Genomic DNA, 14,537 nt, shown 5'->3' on the forward strand with positions numbered 1-14,537 from the left:
CACCAGTGGCGCGGCAAATCCTGCCCCCTTTGGCGCAAGGCAGGGCGCGTGCCCGCCCCGCGCCTTTGCCTGACGACAGAAAGGACCTCATATGGGTATCGAACTCAGCTTCACCGGCAAGGTTGCCGAGATCACCATCGATGTTGCACCGGTAAATGCCATTACATTGGCGCAATACGGCGAAATCGGCGCGGCATTCGATGCTGCTGACAGCTGGCAAGGCATTAATTGCATCGTGTTTACCGGCGCTGGCACACGCGCCTTTTGCGCCGGGCTGAACCTGAAGGAGTTTCTGACCGCCACCGTAGCCGAGGATCCCGCCCGTGCCCGGATTGTGCGCCGCTGCTTTAAGTCGATCCGGGAGTGCGCCTTACCCACAATTGCGGCGGTGAATGGCCCGGCCTTGGGGGCGGGCAGTGTCTTGGCGTCGGTTTGTGATATCCGCCTTGCGTCGACCAACGCGACATTTGGCACGCCAGAAATCAACGTAGGCCGATGTGGTGGGGCCGCACATATGGGACGGCATCTGCCCCCGGGCATGGTGCGGAAGATGTTCTTTACTGGAGAGCCGATTGACGCGGCCGAGGCCTATCGTTTGGGCTTCGTGCAAGAGGTTCACGCCCCCGACGCATTGATGGGTGCTGCCCGTAATTTGGCGGCGAAAATCGCGGATAAATCTCCGCTGGGTTTGCGGATCGGCAAGCAGTCGTTGAATCAGATTGAGTTTCTGCCGGTCGATGAGGGGTATCAAATCGAGCAGCAATTTAGCACGGCTTTGATGAATACGGAAGATGCGCGCGAAGCCACGGCGGCTGTGGTGGAAAAACGTATGCCCGTATGGAAGGGGCGTTGATGACCCGTGTGGCGCTGAATGATACTGTGCTCAATATCCAAATTGATCATTGTCACGACACTGCGCCCTGGTTGGTGTGCAGCAACTCTTTGGTTACAGATCTAACGATTTGGGATGGGATGATCGGCTCGGTCTCTGGCTGGAATGTCCTGCGCTATGACCAGCGCGGGCATGGCGGATCAGACCTTCCGCAAGGGGCGCTTGGCTGGGATCTGCTTGTGCAGGATCTGCTTGCGGTGATGGACCATGCGCAGATCCCGCGGGCCGTTTGCGTCGGGCTGTCGATGGGCGTGCCTACGGCACTTGGTGCCTATGATATCGCACCGAAGCGGTTTTCCGGCTTGGTCTTGCTGAATGGGATGGCAAAATCGGCGCCCAATGCGGCCACGGCTTGGGGGGAACGCATTGCGCTGGCCCGGGCGCATGGCATGGCGCATTATGGCGACATAACCGCCACGCGCTGGCTGACCGATGACAGGCATCACCACAGGTTGCGCGACATGATCGCCGCCACGCCGCTGGAGGGGTTCGGCGCCTGTGCCACAGCCCTGATGCGCTATGATTACACCGATGTGTTGTCCAAAATAACTTGCCCCAGCTTGTTGATGGCAGGGCTGTGTGATGGCGGTTTGCCTGACACGATGCGCGCAATGGCAAAGCGCGTCGGCGCTGACTTTCACGGCATTGATCAGGCTGGCCATGTTCCGTGTTTTGAACAAGTCGCGCCTGTCAGTGCTGCCCTGAACCAATTTTTGGCACCGCTGAAAAAGGGAACGTTATGAAGTTGCATTGGTCCCCCCGCTCACCATTCGTGCGCAAGGTGATGATTACTTTGCATGAGCTGGGTCGCGTCGACGAAGTGACGCTTATGCGCAATACCGTCGCCAGCCACCTGCCGCCAAACCCCGCCGTTTTGGCCGATAATCCCTTGGGCAAAATCCCGGCCCTTGTGACCGACACGACAGTGCTTTTTGACAGCAGGGTGATATGCGCCTTTCTAAACCGTGACGGGGCTCTGCCCGACAGTATCGACGCACAGCGATGGCAGGCGCTAGCGGATGGGGGCACCGATATTTTGCTGGCGTGGCGCACTGAATTGGCGCGCCCCCAAGGGCAGTGGACGGCGATCACCGATAGTTACGGCGCGAAGCTTCGCGCTGTTCTATCGGTGTTGAACGCCGAGGCCGACCGCTTGCATGCCACGCCGTTCGGCCCGGGTCATGTCGCGATTATTTGCTTTCTTGGGCAGCTGGATTTCCGCTGGGGCGATAGCGCGTGGCGCGATCACTTCCCACAGCTTGCGGCGCTGGATTCAGTTTGGGCCATTCGTGCTTCGGTGCGTGCCACGGCAATTGTCAATGATAATGACGATGGCAATGATTTGACCGCCGGCGAGCTGCGTTTTGAAAAGGAGACACCATGACAGGACCGCTTTCTCATGTTCGGGTGCTGGATCTGAGCCGTATTATGGCGGGGCCTTGGTCGGGACAAATTCTTGCGGATCTTGGGGCCGAGGTGATCAAGGTCGAACGCGCAGGTGTTGGTGATGATACCCGCCGATGGGGCCCTCCGTTCATGGCAGATCGTGATGGTAATCCCACCACGGAGTCGGGCTATTTCCTATCGGTCAATCGCGGTAAAAAATCAATTGAGGTGGATATCGCCACGGCTGACGGGCAAGAGGTGATCCGCGCGTTGGCCCGTGATAGTGACATCGTGCTGGAGAATTTTAAGGTTGGCACATTGGCGCGATATGGCCTGGATGAGGCGGCGCTGCGGGGGGTCAATCCGGGGTTGATCTATTGCTCGATCACGGGTTTTGGCCAAGATGGCCCAATGGCCCAGGACGTCGCCTATGATTTCATGATCCAGGCTATGGGCGGGCTGTTGTCGGTGACCGGTGTGCCCGATGGCGCCCCCGGCGCAGGACCACAAAAAGTTGGCGTGCCGGTGATTGATATTATGACGGGCATGTATGCCACCGTTGCCGTTCTGGCCGCGCTGGCACGGCGGTCGCAGACCGGACGTGGTGATTATATCGACCTGTCCATGCTGGATGTCGCAACCGCGATGTTGGCCAATCAGGCGATGAACCATCTTGTGTCGGGGCAGACGCCCACCCGTAAGGGCAACAAACACCCCAATATCCAGCCGCAAGATATTTTTCCGGTGCGCGACGGTTATATCGTGATTGCGGTTGGAAATGATGAACAATTTGCGCGGTTCGCTGCGGCTCTGGGGCATCCTGAATGGGTGCAAGACCCCCGCTTTGCCACAAATGCTGCGAGGGTAGAGCATCTGGAGCTGCTCCATCCGATGATCTGTGATGCGTTGAAACAGCGCGATTTGGCGCAATGGCGCGCCGAACTGGTCGCCGTCAAGGTGCCCTGCGCGCCGATCAATACCGTGCCCGGCGTTTTGGCCGAACCGCAGATCCAACACCGGCAGATGTTGCGTCATTTGCCGCATCCGCTGGCAGGCACCGTGCCGCAAATTGTGTCGCCGATGCGCTTTGCCGACGCATCGCTGACCTTCGACACCGCGCCGCCCCTATTGGGGCAGCACACGCAAGACATCCTTGATCGGATCGCAGCAAATGCCATGAAGGAATGACAACTATGGGACGCATCAGCTTTCCGGCGCCAGAGACGATGTCACCGGCGCAAAAAGCGGTCTTTGATGAGATCGTTTCAGGGCCGCGCGGCGTGCTTGTCGGGCCGCTGCGCGCGGCTCTGCACAATCCGGTTTTGGCAGATCGTTGGCAACAGTTGGGTCGTGTGTTACGGTTTGAAACCACCTTGCCAACGCCTTTGAACGAGCTGGCAATCCTGATCACCGCGCGGCGTTGGAACAGCCTGCTGGAATGGGCCATCCATGAACGTGACGGGTTGAATGCCGGACTTGATCGCGGCTGGATTGACGCCTTGCGTATGGGCCGCGTGCCGGAATTTGGCCTGGATGCCGCCGCCGCCGAGATTTATGATTTTGCCTGCCAATTGTTGATGCGTGGCACCCCTGAACAGCACTTTTATGATCGGGTCAGCGCCCGCTGGGGCGAAGTTGGCGTGGTCGAATTGACGGCGGTCATCGGCTATTATTCAATGGTCGCCATGACATTGAATGCGCATGAAATCCCTGTGCCAGAAGGGGTCCGGGCAGAGCTTCCAATTCAGCCGGGTGTTTTGTTTGATTTACCGCCACGGGCTTGATGGGGGCAGGGCGGGGGTTTTGCGCCTTTCGGTGTAATTGATATAAAGCTATCATATCATACCAGCCGCGGGAAAATACGCGGAACATGAAGGAGCACCCCATGCCAAAATCCAGCTCGTCTGAGCTGCTCGAAAAGAGCAATGTCGCGCGTTATATTCAACTGGCATCGCTGTTTCGTGGCCGAATAGAGCGCGGCGATTGGGTGCTGGGGGCGCGTATTCCTACGGTAGAGCAGCTGTCGAAAGAATTCGGCGTTGCCGGGATGACGATCCGTCAGGCGTTGGACCAAATCGAAAAAGAAGGGCTGATTGAACGCTTCCGCGCCAAGGGGACATTCGTGCGGGCCAAGCCCGAACGAGACCTGTGGTGCGAAGTTCAGACGGATTGGAACGGCCTATTGATGTCGCGCGCGGATGCGCAGATTTCCGTATTGTCCGACACTGCCGCGGTGCATCTGGCGCAGGCCGATTTTGATCACGGCATCGTCGCGCCCAGCTACCGCCATTTACGCCGTTTGCATCAGCGACAAAATACGCCGTTTCTTGTTGCCGATGTCTATGTGGATGACCGAATTAAGTCACTGATTCCAGAGAAAAACTACACGACGACCACGGCAATGCGGTTGGTTTCGGAATTGCCCGGTGTCACGGTTGCCGATGCTCGGCAGATCTTGTCAGTCGCCTCTGCCGATGTGGAAACCGCGCAATTGCTGCAAGTGTCCATGAATGATCCCGTTGTTCTGGTGCAGCGTTTGGCGATTGATCAACACGGTGCGCTGATCCTTGTTGCAAATGGAATTTACCGTGGTGATAAAGTGCGGATTGATATGAAATTGCTGACCTGATCATTATATAAGTTACAAAGATAGCTTATTGATTTAATATCTTTCTCAGAGGATGATCTGGGAGGAGAATCATGAACATATTGCTATCTGCTATGCTTCTTGGCAGTGCGCTGGCGACTGCGGCCCATGCAAATGAGGCTTCATGCCCAAAGATGATAGAACAGTCGCATGGAGATCTGCAGATAAACGAGGCTGCATGGGTGCGTCCAGGTCTGGATGCAGATGCCAAACAAGACTTGCCCGCCTATTGCAAAGTTACCGGGGTGATTGGTCAACGTCGCGGGGCCAATGGGGTAACATTCGGCGATCAGTTTGAACTGCGACTGCCAGAAAAATGGAACGGCAGGTTCTATTTTCAGGGAGGTGGCGGTCTAGACGGGCGTGTGCGCCCGGCCTATGGGATGTCTCAACCCAGTGGGGAGCCTGCGGCCGTCACCGAAGGCTATGCGGTGATTTCAACCGATGGCGGGCATGAGGATACCGACAGCTCATTCGGGTTGGACGCGCAGGCACGCATTGCCTGGGGGTATCAGGCGATCGAAACTGTAGCGCAGGCTGGCAAGACGTTGATCACGGCCTATTACGGTGCGCCGCCTCGTTACAGCTATTTGATTGGCTGCTCGAACGGGGGCCGACAAGGGATGATGGCTAGTCAGCGTTTTCCTGACCTGTTCAATGGGATTGTCGCCGGCGCGCCTGTGTTTCGCTTGTCACGCAGCCATGTCGATACTGCATGGGGGCTGCAAAAGCTGACAAATATCGCGCCGAAAACCAAAGCGGGTGACCCTATTCTATCACAGGCGTTTTCCGATGCCGATCTGACGTTACTGGCCAAAGACATCGTATTGCAATGCGACGCCATTGACGGTTTGGCGGATGGGTTGGTTCTGGATCCGGCAGGATGCAACTATGATCCGTCGGGGCTGGTTTGTGATGGCTCAAACGATGCGTGTTTAAGTGCGCAGCAGGTTGCGACGTTGCAAGACCTTCACCAAGGCTCGCATAATAGTGCGGGAACTCGGTTTTATGTGAACTGGTCCTATGATCCGGCCATCGCGGACAAGGGCTGGCGGGAATGGCGGCTTGGCACGTCACAAACTGCGAAGCCCAATGCAATTAAGGCGGGGCTGTCCAATAACGGTATTAAATACGTCTTCCTGACACCGCCGGACCCGGAGTTTGATATCATTCATTTCGATTTTGACACCGATCCGCAGCGGATGCAGGCCTCGGCTGAATTTGCCGATGCGACATCGACAGACCTTGCGGCGTTCCGCGATGCGGGGGGCAAGATTTTACTATATCACGGCACCGGGGACGCGGCGATTTCATCCAATGATACCGCCCGATATATGGCAGAGCTTGCCAATGATATGGGGGATGTAACGGATTTTGCACGGTATTTCCCTGCGCCGGGCATGGGGCATTGCCGGGGCGGCGTTGGCGCCGATGCGTTTGATGTGCTGCAAACAATTGTGGCTTGGGTGGAAGACGGGGTCGCGCCCGATCGGCTGACGGCATCGGGTGTGGCGATCGGGGATCGCACCCGTCCGCTGTGCCCATGGCCAACGATTGCCCGCTACGATGGATCTGGCCCGGTGGATAAGGCCGAAAGCTTTGTCTGCGAATAAGGTGCTGCCGCCTATTGCCAAGGCCCACGCGCGCCCTGGCGGCCCATAAATAGGAGGGCGCAATGTATTACGACCCCAGAACCCAAGACCACGGCCTGCCCCATAATCCATGGACGGCGCTGATCGCCCCACGTCCCATCGGCTGGGTCTCGACGCGCAGCGCCACCGGCGTTGCAAATCTTGCACCCTATAGCTTTTTCAACGCGGCGGCGACCCACCCGCCTTTTGTGATGTTGTCATCGACACCGCGTAAAGACAGCCTAACCAATATTGAACAGACCGGCGTGTTCGCGATCAATATCGTCAGCGCGGATTTGGCACAGGCCATGAGCCGATCTTCGGCTGCTGTTAATGCGGAATGCGATGAATTTCGCCTTGCCGGGGTGCAGGCCCGCGCCTGCCGCAGCATTGACGCTCCATGTGTTGCCCAAAGCCCGGTCGTGATCGAATGCGTTTTAAACCGTGTCGTCACGCTTGTGCCCAACAGCGGCCTGCCATGTCAGACCCACATTACCTTTGGTGAGGTCACAGGGATCGAGATTGCAGACCATGTCATCAGGGACGGGAGGGTGCGCACCGATCTGATCCAACCAGTGTCAAGGCTGGGCTATCTGGATTACGCGATCACAAAAGACACGTTTGAAATTCTGCGTCCCGGAGGCTGAGGATCCTCCGTCCTGACGGCCCTCAGGGTCAGGATTATGCCGTGGGCCAAAGCCGGGCATACGGATGCAGCACAGCTGAGGACGATCGGAGGAGACCAATATGAAGATGACGATTGTGGCGATGGGCCTTGCTCTCGCGATTGCTACCCCATGTCTGGGGCGTGCAGATGTGGTAGAGAAAACCGTGATGAATGGCGATGCGCAGGTGGGCTATTCCCTGCGCGGAGAGGGGCCGTTGATCGTGGTGATCGCCTCGACGGGGCGCAGCGCTGCGGAATTTGCTCCGATGGCGGATCAGCTGGTCAAACGTGGCTTTCGCGTGGCCCTGCCGGAGCCGCGCGGCATAGGTCAAAGCACCGGACAAATGGAGGGTGTGTCCTTCCACGATTTTGGGGATGATTTTGCCGCCGTGATTGAACAGGAAGGCGGTGAAGCAATCGTCGCAGGCCATGCCTATGGGCAGTGGATTGCAAAGACAGTGGCCACAGATCACCCGCAGATGGTGTCAGGGCTGGCATTGATTGCAGGTGGTGCGAAATCATGGCCCAGTGAACTGTCAGACGCGATCACAATGATCAACGATCCGGCGTCAACACCTGAACAAAGGATGCAGGGGCTGACATTGGCGTTTTTTACCGATGAGGACACGGCCAAGCCGTGGTTGGAGGGCTGGCATCAGGATGTGACCGTCAGCCAACGCGCGGCGCGCAAATTGACATCGCGCGAAGAGTATTGGGCAGGGGGCACCGCGCCCATTCTTGATTTGCAAGCCGGGTCAGATCCTTTCCGCCCCAAATCATCACGCCTGGAGGTGCAAGAAGAATTTGGCGACCGGGTCACCGTCACGGTGATCGACGGGGCAAGCCACGCGCTTCCGGCAGCGAAGCCTGTTGAAACCGCCGATGCGCTGGCCGATTGGGCGGATGCCCTGCTTGGCCGCTAATCGCGGAACGGCGTTGACGCGTACATTTCACGCGCCATAAAACGCCTTCTGCCGCAAGGGGGGGCTACATCCAGCAGCCCCCCAATTCAAGACGGCAGATAAAGACGGTCTGCGGTTTCTTGCCGCTGAACTGGAGAAACCCACCACCTGTGAAACTTTGCCTTGAGTCTGTGGGCGTTCCGCGCGACAAACGTCTTATAAATTTCAAATGTGACTGTTTTCATGCCTGATTTCTTTAGTCAATCTGCCCGTATGGGGCGTTTCTCAACCGTTCTTGGGGCCGATATACTGGTTCTTCAGCGTTTCGACGGTGTCGACCATTTAAACGCGTTATTTGATTATCAGGTAGACTGCCTTGCGGCGCAATCGGACATTGATTTTGACGCGCTGATTGGCACCCATGCGACGGTCACGCTGATCACCCATGACGGCGGTGAACAAGCGTTCGACGGCATCGTGACCGAGGCGCGCTGGCTGGGGGCGGGGGATAACGGCCACCGCTATCGTTTGCGATTACAGCCATGGTTCTTCCTGTGCAGCCTGCGCCGGAACCAACGTATTTTTCATAATAAAACCGTTGTGGATATCCTGACCGAGCTGCTGGGCACCTATGGCGACGCTGGCGCCTTGGTCTCCAACCTGTCCAATGACTATCCGGTGTTGGAATATACGGTCCAGTATCGCGAATCCGATATGGATTTCGCCTGCCGGATGATGGAACGACACGGAATCTCCTATCACTTCCAACATCTTGATGGCGCGCATGAAATGGTGCTGACCGATATGGTCGAAACCCATCCTACGATTGGCGCGCGACCGTTTTACCCGGATGTCGGCCACCATCAGGAGGACATTGAACATTTTTGGGATTGGCATCCGGCCCGACGCATCACCACAGGCGCAATTCGCCTGACCGATTACAATTTTAAAACCCCCACCGCCGCGATGGAGACAGATCGCACCGGTGACGCCGGCTATGCCCATGGTCACATCGAGAGCTTCGACTGGCCCGGCGATTATCTGGATCAGGGCCGGGGCCGGGTTGTCGCACAGTTGCGTAATGATGGCGAACGTGGGCAAGATCGCCGCTATGAGGCACTTGGCGATATTATCGCGCTACGCGGGGGGATGCGCGTGTATCTGACCGGCGACGATGTGCCTGGCACGCAATCGGAATACCTGTGCCTTTCTGCGACACATTCTTATACGTCGGACAATTACGGGTCGGGCGGGTCGTCCAATGATGGCACCGCCTATACGGGCCGCTATATCTTGCTGCCTGCCACCGCCCCGATGGTGCCAGATCTGAAAACACCGCGCAGTGATGTGAAAGGCCCGCAAACCGCAGTTGTCGTCGGCGATGGAGAGATCGATTGCGACGAATACGGCCGGATTTTGGTGCAGTTCCATTGGGATCTGGACGCCGCAATTTCGATGCGCTGCCGGGTGTCGCAAAACTGGGCGGGCAATGGCTGGGGCGGTATGGTGATCCCGCGCATCGGGATGGAGGTCGTTGTTGAATTCCTTGATGGCGACCCAGACAAACCCTTGGTGACCGGCTGCGTCTATAATGGCAAGAACGCGGTCCCTTACGATTTGCCGGCCAATAAAACTGTATCGACCTTTAAATCGGACACGCATCAAGGCAGCGGTTATAACGAATTCCGGTTTGAAGATGAACGGGGCCGCGAAGAGGTCTTTATGCATGCGCAAAAGGACCACAATACAATCATCGAAAATGACGAAAGCCATTCAATTGGTCATGATCGGTCGAAAAGCGTTGGCAATGATCAATCGGAAGCCGTTGGGCATGATAAAACGATTACGATCGGCAATGATCATCGTGAAACGATCGGCAATGACATGTATTATAATGTCGGACGCAATCAGCAAGAAGCCTATGGTAAGGATCATATCCACCGCGTCGGCAATATCTTCAAACAATCGGTGTTTGCGGATCACCTGTATGAAACGGGCCGAAATTTTCAAGGTGAGGTTGCGGGGAAATATACGCTGGATGTGGGGTCGTCGATCACCAATAACACTGGCAAACATACGTTGATGGCCTTTGAGAAATTCCAAATCAAAGGGCCGGGTGGCAAGATTACCATCGATGGGTCGGGCATCACCCTTGAGGCGGCCAAAATCAACCTGAAAGGTGCGGTTTCGATGGGCGGCTCTGGGTCGGCGCAGGTGCCGACATTGCAAATGGCCGCGAAAGAGGGGCTGCCGCTTTGTGAAGAATGTGCCGCCGCGAAAGAAGGCAGCTAATGGCGCAAATCGCTCGGGTTGGTGATACACATGTTTGCCCGATAAAGGGGCATGGCAGCAATGTGATCGTGTCAGGTGGCAGTGCAATTGTCGATGGTCGCCCGGTGGCACGGGTGGGTGACACCTGTGCATGTGGTTGCACAATCGTGTCAGGATCCTCACAATCCACATGTGATGGACGGCCCGTCGCAATTATCGGGTCAAAAACATCTGGTGGCGGCTCTATTGTTTCGGGATCGCCGCAGCATTCCACAATGTAACGGCCCGGCGAAACCTGCCGTCTGCACAGCAGATTACAGGGCATGCACCCTGTTGGCCTGACCATTTGGCCAAGTTGAACATTGCTTAAATATCAGGCAACCACGCGATAAATCTATGCATGGCACCTCTGCCCCTGTTTCACGGGCGGATCGTGCTTGCGCTTATTCGCCGCAATACGATTGACACAAATCGAAGCGGCAAAAAGCTGACGCGCACTACCAGAGGGACACTGGACATATGAGCTATTTAAAAGCAATCGGCCTACGGAATTTCGGCGCGGCTCTTGCGCTTGGGACATGCCTGTCAGGCGGCGCGATGGCGCAGGACTATGTGGCCAAGATCGGCCATCTGGAAAGCACGGCGCAAAGCCGCCATGTGACGTTGGAAAAGGTCGCGCAACTGGTGAAGGAGCGCACCGATGGGGAGGTTGAGTTTCAGATCTTCCCACAAGGTCAGATGGGCGATCAGCGTCAAATGAATGAGGGCGTGCAGCTGGGCACACTGGAGGCCACTGTGGCACCGGCTGCGTTTTTGGGCGGGTTCAATCCGGTAATTTCGATCCTGGATATCCCCTATTTGCTGCCCGATAATGCCGATCAGGCGCAGGCGCTGCGTGATGGGCCGTTTGGTCAGGCGCTGCTGGACAGCTTTACCGATAAGGGCATGGTGGCGATTACCCTGTGGCCCAATGGCCGGAAGCAGTTTACCTCGAACGAAGCCATCGACAGTATAGCCGCCTTCAAGGATCAGAAATTCCGCGTGATGGATAGCGCGATCTTGCTTGAGCAGTTCAATGCGCTGGGGGCCTCGGCTATCGCGCTGCCCTTTGGTGAGCTGTATACATCGCTGCAAACCGGTGTTGTGGATGGCGAAGAAAACCCGCTGGATACCATCAAGAACATGAAATTCTACGAGGTCCAGAAGAACCTTGTCGTTTCCGATCATGGCGCGATGGAAGATGTCGTGTTGTTCAACCCGATGTGGTGGGACAGCCTGCCGCAGGCATACCGTGATGTGATCACGCAGGCCTTCCATGAGGCGATCCCCGATCTTCGCGCGCATAAAGCCGCAGCGGTGGAGGCCGCGCTGACAGACATCAAGGCCGCAGGCACCAATGTCCGTGTGGCGGGCCCCGAAGAACGCGCCGAGCTGCGCGCGATCACCTTTGGTCCCACATCGCAGGCCTATGTGAAGAAAGCTGGCGATGCAGGCCAGAAGATGCTTGCGATCTATGAGGACGCCTATAGCAAGCTGGGCAACTGATCGCGGCACGCGGTTTCTGGTAGTTCAGGCCCCTGCGCGTATTGTGCGGGGGCCATTTTAGGATAAGTGCATGGCATTTCTTTCCCTGCTGCGACGCATTGAACGATGCGTATTGGTCTGCCTGTTTTTGCTGATGGTGGCGTTGTTTTTCGGCAGTGTGATCACGCGCGAAATTGGCGGGACATTCGCCAGCCGTTTCGCATGGATCGAAGAAGCCGTGCGCCTTTTGAACCTGTTTTTGGTGTTTCTGGCGCTGGGATTGGCGTTAGAGCGCGGCAAACATGTCGGCATCACCAATCTGCGTGACACATTGCCCGCGCCGCTGCGACGCGCCGTGCTGGGGCTGATTGATCTGGCCGGGCTTGCCATGTCGCTGTATCTGGCATGGCTGAGCGTTGAGCTGGTGCAATTCGTGTTGAAATCAGGCCAACGCTCCCCGACCTTGTCAATCCCGATGGGGGTAATCTATGTCGCTCCGGTGATCGGGTTCGTGCTGTTGGGCCTGCGCTATGGGCTTAGCCTGTTCGGGCTGATCGACCGCTTTGCCAAGACGGAGGACGCCACATGATCATTGCCCTAATTTTCGCGCTGGCGGTTATGTTGCTGCTGGGCGGGTTTGAGATGCTGCTTGTGCTGGGCTTGCCGACATTGGCCTATAAGCAGGCGTTTTGGCCTAATCTGCCCGATGCGGCAGTGGTGCAAAAGCTGCTTGGTGGGATAAATCATACAACGCTTCTGGCCATTCCGTTCTTCATTCTGGCCGCCAATCTGATGGCATCGGGGCAGATTGCAAAACACCTGATCGCGGTGGTGCAGGCGTTCTTGGGCCATACGCGCGGCGGCATGGGCCATGTAACGGTGGGCGGGTCGATGGCCTTTGGCGCGGTTTCGGGTTCGGCGCCGGCGACGGTGGCGGCCATGGGCCGGATGGTCTATCCCGAAATGCGCGCGGCGGGGTATTCCGACCGTTTCAGCCTGGGGCTGCTGGTGTCCAGCGCAGAAACTGCGTTGCTGATCCCGCCCTCGATCACCTTTATCATCTATGGCTGGATGACCGGCACTTCGATTGCGCAGCTATTTGCGGGCGGTCTGGCGGTGGGGCTGGTCCTGGGTCTGGCCTTCGCCATAATGGTGCAAATTCAGGCGACACGTGACGCCGTCACCGCCGCCCCGCGCGCGGATTGGGGCGAAAGGCTGCGGGTGGTATGGGATGCGAAATGGGCGCTGGGGATGCCCGTAATCATTTTGGGCGGTATCTATTCCGGGATCATCACCCCGACCGAGGCTGCAGCCGTCAGCGTGGTCTATGCCATAGTTGTTGAATGCCTTATTTCGCGCAGTTTGACCTGGGCCGATCTGTTTGCCATCACCGAGCGCAGCGCAATTAACACCGCGATCATCTTTGTGCTGCTGGCGATGGGGGGGCTGATCTCATTCTTTGTGACATTGGCACAGGTGCCTGCGGGCATTTTATCGCTGCTGGACAGTATTGATGCGGGGATGATTACATTCCTGCTGGTGGTGAACCTGTGCTTTTTCATCGCAGGCATGTTTATCGACCCCAACTCCGCGCTTTTGGTGCTGGTGCCGCCCTTCTTCCCGGTGGCGCAATCATTGGGCATCGACCCGGTACATTTCGGGATGATTGTAACGATGAATATCTCATTGGGGATGATCACACCGCCCTTTGGGTTGGATATCTTTGTGGCCTCGTCCACGCTTGGCAAACCGGTAGAGGATATCATCGCCGGGGTTTGGCCATTTGTGGTGGTCAATATCATCGTTCTGGCGCTGATCACCTATGTCCCGCAGATTTCATTATTTGTTCCGCATCTGATCTATGGCAGTTAGGTTCAGTCGCGCTTAGGTCACGCCCGCGCGCATCAGGACGGCGATTGCACTGTCGAAATGTGCTGTCATTTCGGCTTCGGCTCTTGCGCTGTCTTGCATCATGATGGCCGTGGCAATACGCCCGTGCAGATCGATATTTTCACGCCGATTGTGATCGTTGGCTCGCGCGCGCCAGCCAATATCCCATGTTTGGCGCGTGATCACCTCATAGCTGCTGACCAATAGCGCATATAGCGCATTGCCCGATGCCTGCGCGATCAACGTGTGAAAGGCGATGTCATAGTCCATGATTTTTTGATGATCGTGTTCCAAAGCCTCATACATCTGGTCGATCAGCTCCAGCAACCGGCGCGCTTGATCATCAGATCTGCGCAGGGCGGCAAGTCCGGCTGTACGCAATTCCAGGGTGCGGCGCACATCAATAACCTGCTGCAAGGATTGCTGCCCGGTATAGACCGTGTGGTCCAGCAGGATGGACATCGGCCCGGCGTTAGGGGCTGCGACGCGGGCGCGTCGGCCATTGCCGATTTGCAAAACACCCAATGCTGACAGTGCGCGCATGGCTTCACGGGCAACGGTGCGCGACACGGCCAACCGGGTAGCCAGGGCTTGCTCGCTGGGCAAAGGATCCCCTACGCGTAGGTTTTCAGCCCGTATAATTCCCAAAAGATCATCAATGACACGGTCCACGAGACCGGTTTCTTTCGCTTCCATCCCCTACCTTTCATACAGGTTTTGATTATTT

General features: G+C 57.0%; 15 protein-coding genes. 14 read left to right on the forward strand and 1 reads right to left on the reverse strand.

The genetic code is table 11. From position 1 onward, the window contains the following. The first annotated feature begins 91 nt into the window (after window positions 1–91). From BFP70_RS19130 to BFP70_RS19195, 14 genes are all read left to right on the forward strand, one after another. A complete protein-coding gene (locus BFP70_RS19130; protein ID WP_066013579.1) occupies window positions 92–853 on the forward strand; it encodes an enoyl-CoA hydratase-related protein in 762 nt (253 codons plus the stop codon). Beyond that, window positions 853–1,635, forward strand: coding sequence for an alpha/beta fold hydrolase (locus BFP70_RS19135; protein WP_066013581.1), 783 nt, complete (start codon window positions 853–855; stop codon window positions 1,633–1,635). Before BFP70_RS19130 ends, BFP70_RS19135 begins: the two co-directional genes overlap by 1 nt. After that, window positions 1,632–2,276: a glutathione S-transferase family protein gene (locus BFP70_RS19140; RefSeq protein WP_066013583.1), complete on the forward strand. Its 645-nt coding sequence runs from the start codon at window positions 1,632–1,634 to the stop codon at window positions 2,274–2,276. Before BFP70_RS19135 ends, BFP70_RS19140 begins: the two co-directional genes overlap by 4 nt. Next, window positions 2,273–3,466 (forward strand): CaiB/BaiF CoA-transferase family protein, encoded by a 1,194-nt coding sequence (locus BFP70_RS19145; protein ID WP_066013585.1) that lies wholly within the window; start codon window positions 2,273–2,275, stop codon window positions 3,464–3,466. The genes BFP70_RS19140 and BFP70_RS19145 overlap by 4 nt, the downstream gene beginning before the upstream one ends. Window positions 3,467–3,471: 5 nt before the next feature. Beyond that, window positions 3,472–4,062, forward strand: coding sequence for a carboxymuconolactone decarboxylase family protein (locus BFP70_RS19150; RefSeq protein WP_066013587.1), 591 nt, complete (start codon window positions 3,472–3,474; stop codon window positions 4,060–4,062). A 101-nt stretch (window positions 4,063–4,163) separates the two neighbouring features. Further along, window positions 4,164–4,907: a GntR family transcriptional regulator gene (locus tag BFP70_RS19155; protein WP_066013589.1), complete on the forward strand. Its 744-nt coding sequence runs from the start codon at window positions 4,164–4,166 to the stop codon at window positions 4,905–4,907. A gap of 71 nt (window positions 4,908–4,978) precedes the next feature. After that, window positions 4,979–6,538 carry a DUF6351 family protein gene (locus BFP70_RS19160; RefSeq protein WP_066013590.1) on the forward strand — a complete coding sequence of 520 codons (1,560 nt, stop codon included), beginning with the start codon at window positions 4,979–4,981 and terminating at the stop codon, window positions 6,536–6,538. Between the two features lie 62 nt (window positions 6,539–6,600). Continuing rightward, complete coding sequence (locus BFP70_RS19165) at window positions 6,601–7,203, forward strand: flavin reductase family protein (protein WP_066013591.1); 603 nt, start codon at window positions 6,601–6,603, stop codon at window positions 7,201–7,203. 100 nt (window positions 7,204–7,303) lie between these two features. Further along, complete coding sequence (locus BFP70_RS19170) at window positions 7,304–8,146, forward strand: alpha/beta fold hydrolase (RefSeq protein WP_066013592.1); 843 nt, start codon at window positions 7,304–7,306, stop codon at window positions 8,144–8,146. Window positions 8,147–8,368: 222 nt separating this feature from the next. Then, on the forward strand, window positions 8,369–10,417 hold the full coding sequence (locus BFP70_RS19175; protein ID WP_066013594.1) for a type VI secretion system Vgr family protein: 2,049 nt from the start codon (window positions 8,369–8,371) through the stop codon (window positions 10,415–10,417). After that, window positions 10,417–10,677 (forward strand): PAAR domain-containing protein, encoded by a 261-nt coding sequence (locus BFP70_RS21625; protein WP_066013595.1) that lies wholly within the window; start codon window positions 10,417–10,419, stop codon window positions 10,675–10,677. Before BFP70_RS19175 ends, BFP70_RS21625 begins: the two co-directional genes overlap by 1 nt. A 238-nt stretch (window positions 10,678–10,915) precedes the next feature. Then, window positions 10,916–11,941, forward strand: coding sequence for a TRAP transporter substrate-binding protein (locus BFP70_RS19185; RefSeq protein ID WP_066013600.1), 1,026 nt, complete (start codon window positions 10,916–10,918; stop codon window positions 11,939–11,941). Window positions 11,942–12,011: 70 nt separating this feature from the next. Beyond that, window positions 12,012–12,509 carry a TRAP transporter small permease gene (locus BFP70_RS19190; RefSeq protein WP_066013601.1) on the forward strand — a complete coding sequence of 166 codons (498 nt, stop codon included), beginning with the start codon at window positions 12,012–12,014 and terminating at the stop codon, window positions 12,507–12,509. Further along, complete coding sequence (locus BFP70_RS19195; RefSeq protein ID WP_066013602.1) at window positions 12,506–13,792, forward strand: TRAP transporter large permease; 1,287 nt, start codon at window positions 12,506–12,508, stop codon at window positions 13,790–13,792. Before BFP70_RS19190 ends, BFP70_RS19195 begins: the two co-directional genes overlap by 4 nt. A gap of 12 nt (window positions 13,793–13,804) precedes the next feature. Here BFP70_RS19195 and BFP70_RS19200 read toward each other — a convergent pair whose 3' ends face one another. Then, window positions 13,805–14,506 carry a FadR/GntR family transcriptional regulator gene (locus BFP70_RS19200; protein ID WP_066013604.1) on the reverse strand — a complete coding sequence of 234 codons (702 nt, stop codon included), beginning with the start codon at window positions 14,504–14,506 and terminating at the stop codon, window positions 13,805–13,807. Between the last annotated feature and the right edge of the window lie 31 nt (window positions 14,507–14,537).

This window comes from Thioclava sp. SK-1 (assembly GCF_001705665.1).
GTDB lineage: Bacteria > Pseudomonadota > Alphaproteobacteria > Rhodobacterales > Rhodobacteraceae > Thioclava.

Coding starts and splice junctions, on each gene's coding strand:
- BFP70_RS19175 (WP_066013594.1), top strand. CDS start 8,369: ATGCCTGATTTCTTTAGTCAATCTGCCCGTATGGGGCGTTTCTCAACC.
- BFP70_RS19155 (WP_066013589.1), top strand. CDS start 4,164: ATGCCAAAATCCAGCTCGTCTGAGCTGCTCGAAAAGAGCAATGTCGCG.
- BFP70_RS19165 (WP_066013591.1), top strand. CDS start 6,601: ATGTATTACGACCCCAGAACCCAAGACCACGGCCTGCCCCATAATCCA.
- BFP70_RS19135 (WP_066013581.1), top strand. CDS start 853: ATGACCCGTGTGGCGCTGAATGATACTGTGCTCAATATCCAAATTGAT.
- BFP70_RS19145 (WP_066013585.1), top strand. CDS start 2,273: ATGACAGGACCGCTTTCTCATGTTCGGGTGCTGGATCTGAGCCGTATT.
- BFP70_RS19160 (WP_066013590.1), top strand. CDS start 4,979: ATGAACATATTGCTATCTGCTATGCTTCTTGGCAGTGCGCTGGCGACT.
- BFP70_RS19170 (WP_066013592.1), top strand. CDS start 7,304: ATGAAGATGACGATTGTGGCGATGGGCCTTGCTCTCGCGATTGCTACC.
- BFP70_RS19195 (WP_066013602.1), top strand. CDS start 12,506: ATGATCATTGCCCTAATTTTCGCGCTGGCGGTTATGTTGCTGCTGGGC.
- BFP70_RS19190 (WP_066013601.1), top strand. CDS start 12,012: ATGGCATTTCTTTCCCTGCTGCGACGCATTGAACGATGCGTATTGGTC.
- BFP70_RS19150 (WP_066013587.1), top strand. CDS start 3,472: ATGGGACGCATCAGCTTTCCGGCGCCAGAGACGATGTCACCGGCGCAA.
- BFP70_RS19140 (WP_066013583.1), top strand. CDS start 1,632: ATGAAGTTGCATTGGTCCCCCCGCTCACCATTCGTGCGCAAGGTGATG.
- BFP70_RS21625 (WP_066013595.1), top strand. CDS start 10,417: ATGGCGCAAATCGCTCGGGTTGGTGATACACATGTTTGCCCGATAAAG.
- BFP70_RS19200 (WP_066013604.1), bottom strand. CDS start 14,506: ATGGAAGCGAAAGAAACCGGTCTCGTGGACCGTGTCATTGATGATCTT.
- BFP70_RS19130 (WP_066013579.1), top strand. CDS start 92: ATGGGTATCGAACTCAGCTTCACCGGCAAGGTTGCCGAGATCACCATC.
- BFP70_RS19185 (WP_066013600.1), top strand. CDS start 10,916: ATGAGCTATTTAAAAGCAATCGGCCTACGGAATTTCGGCGCGGCTCTT.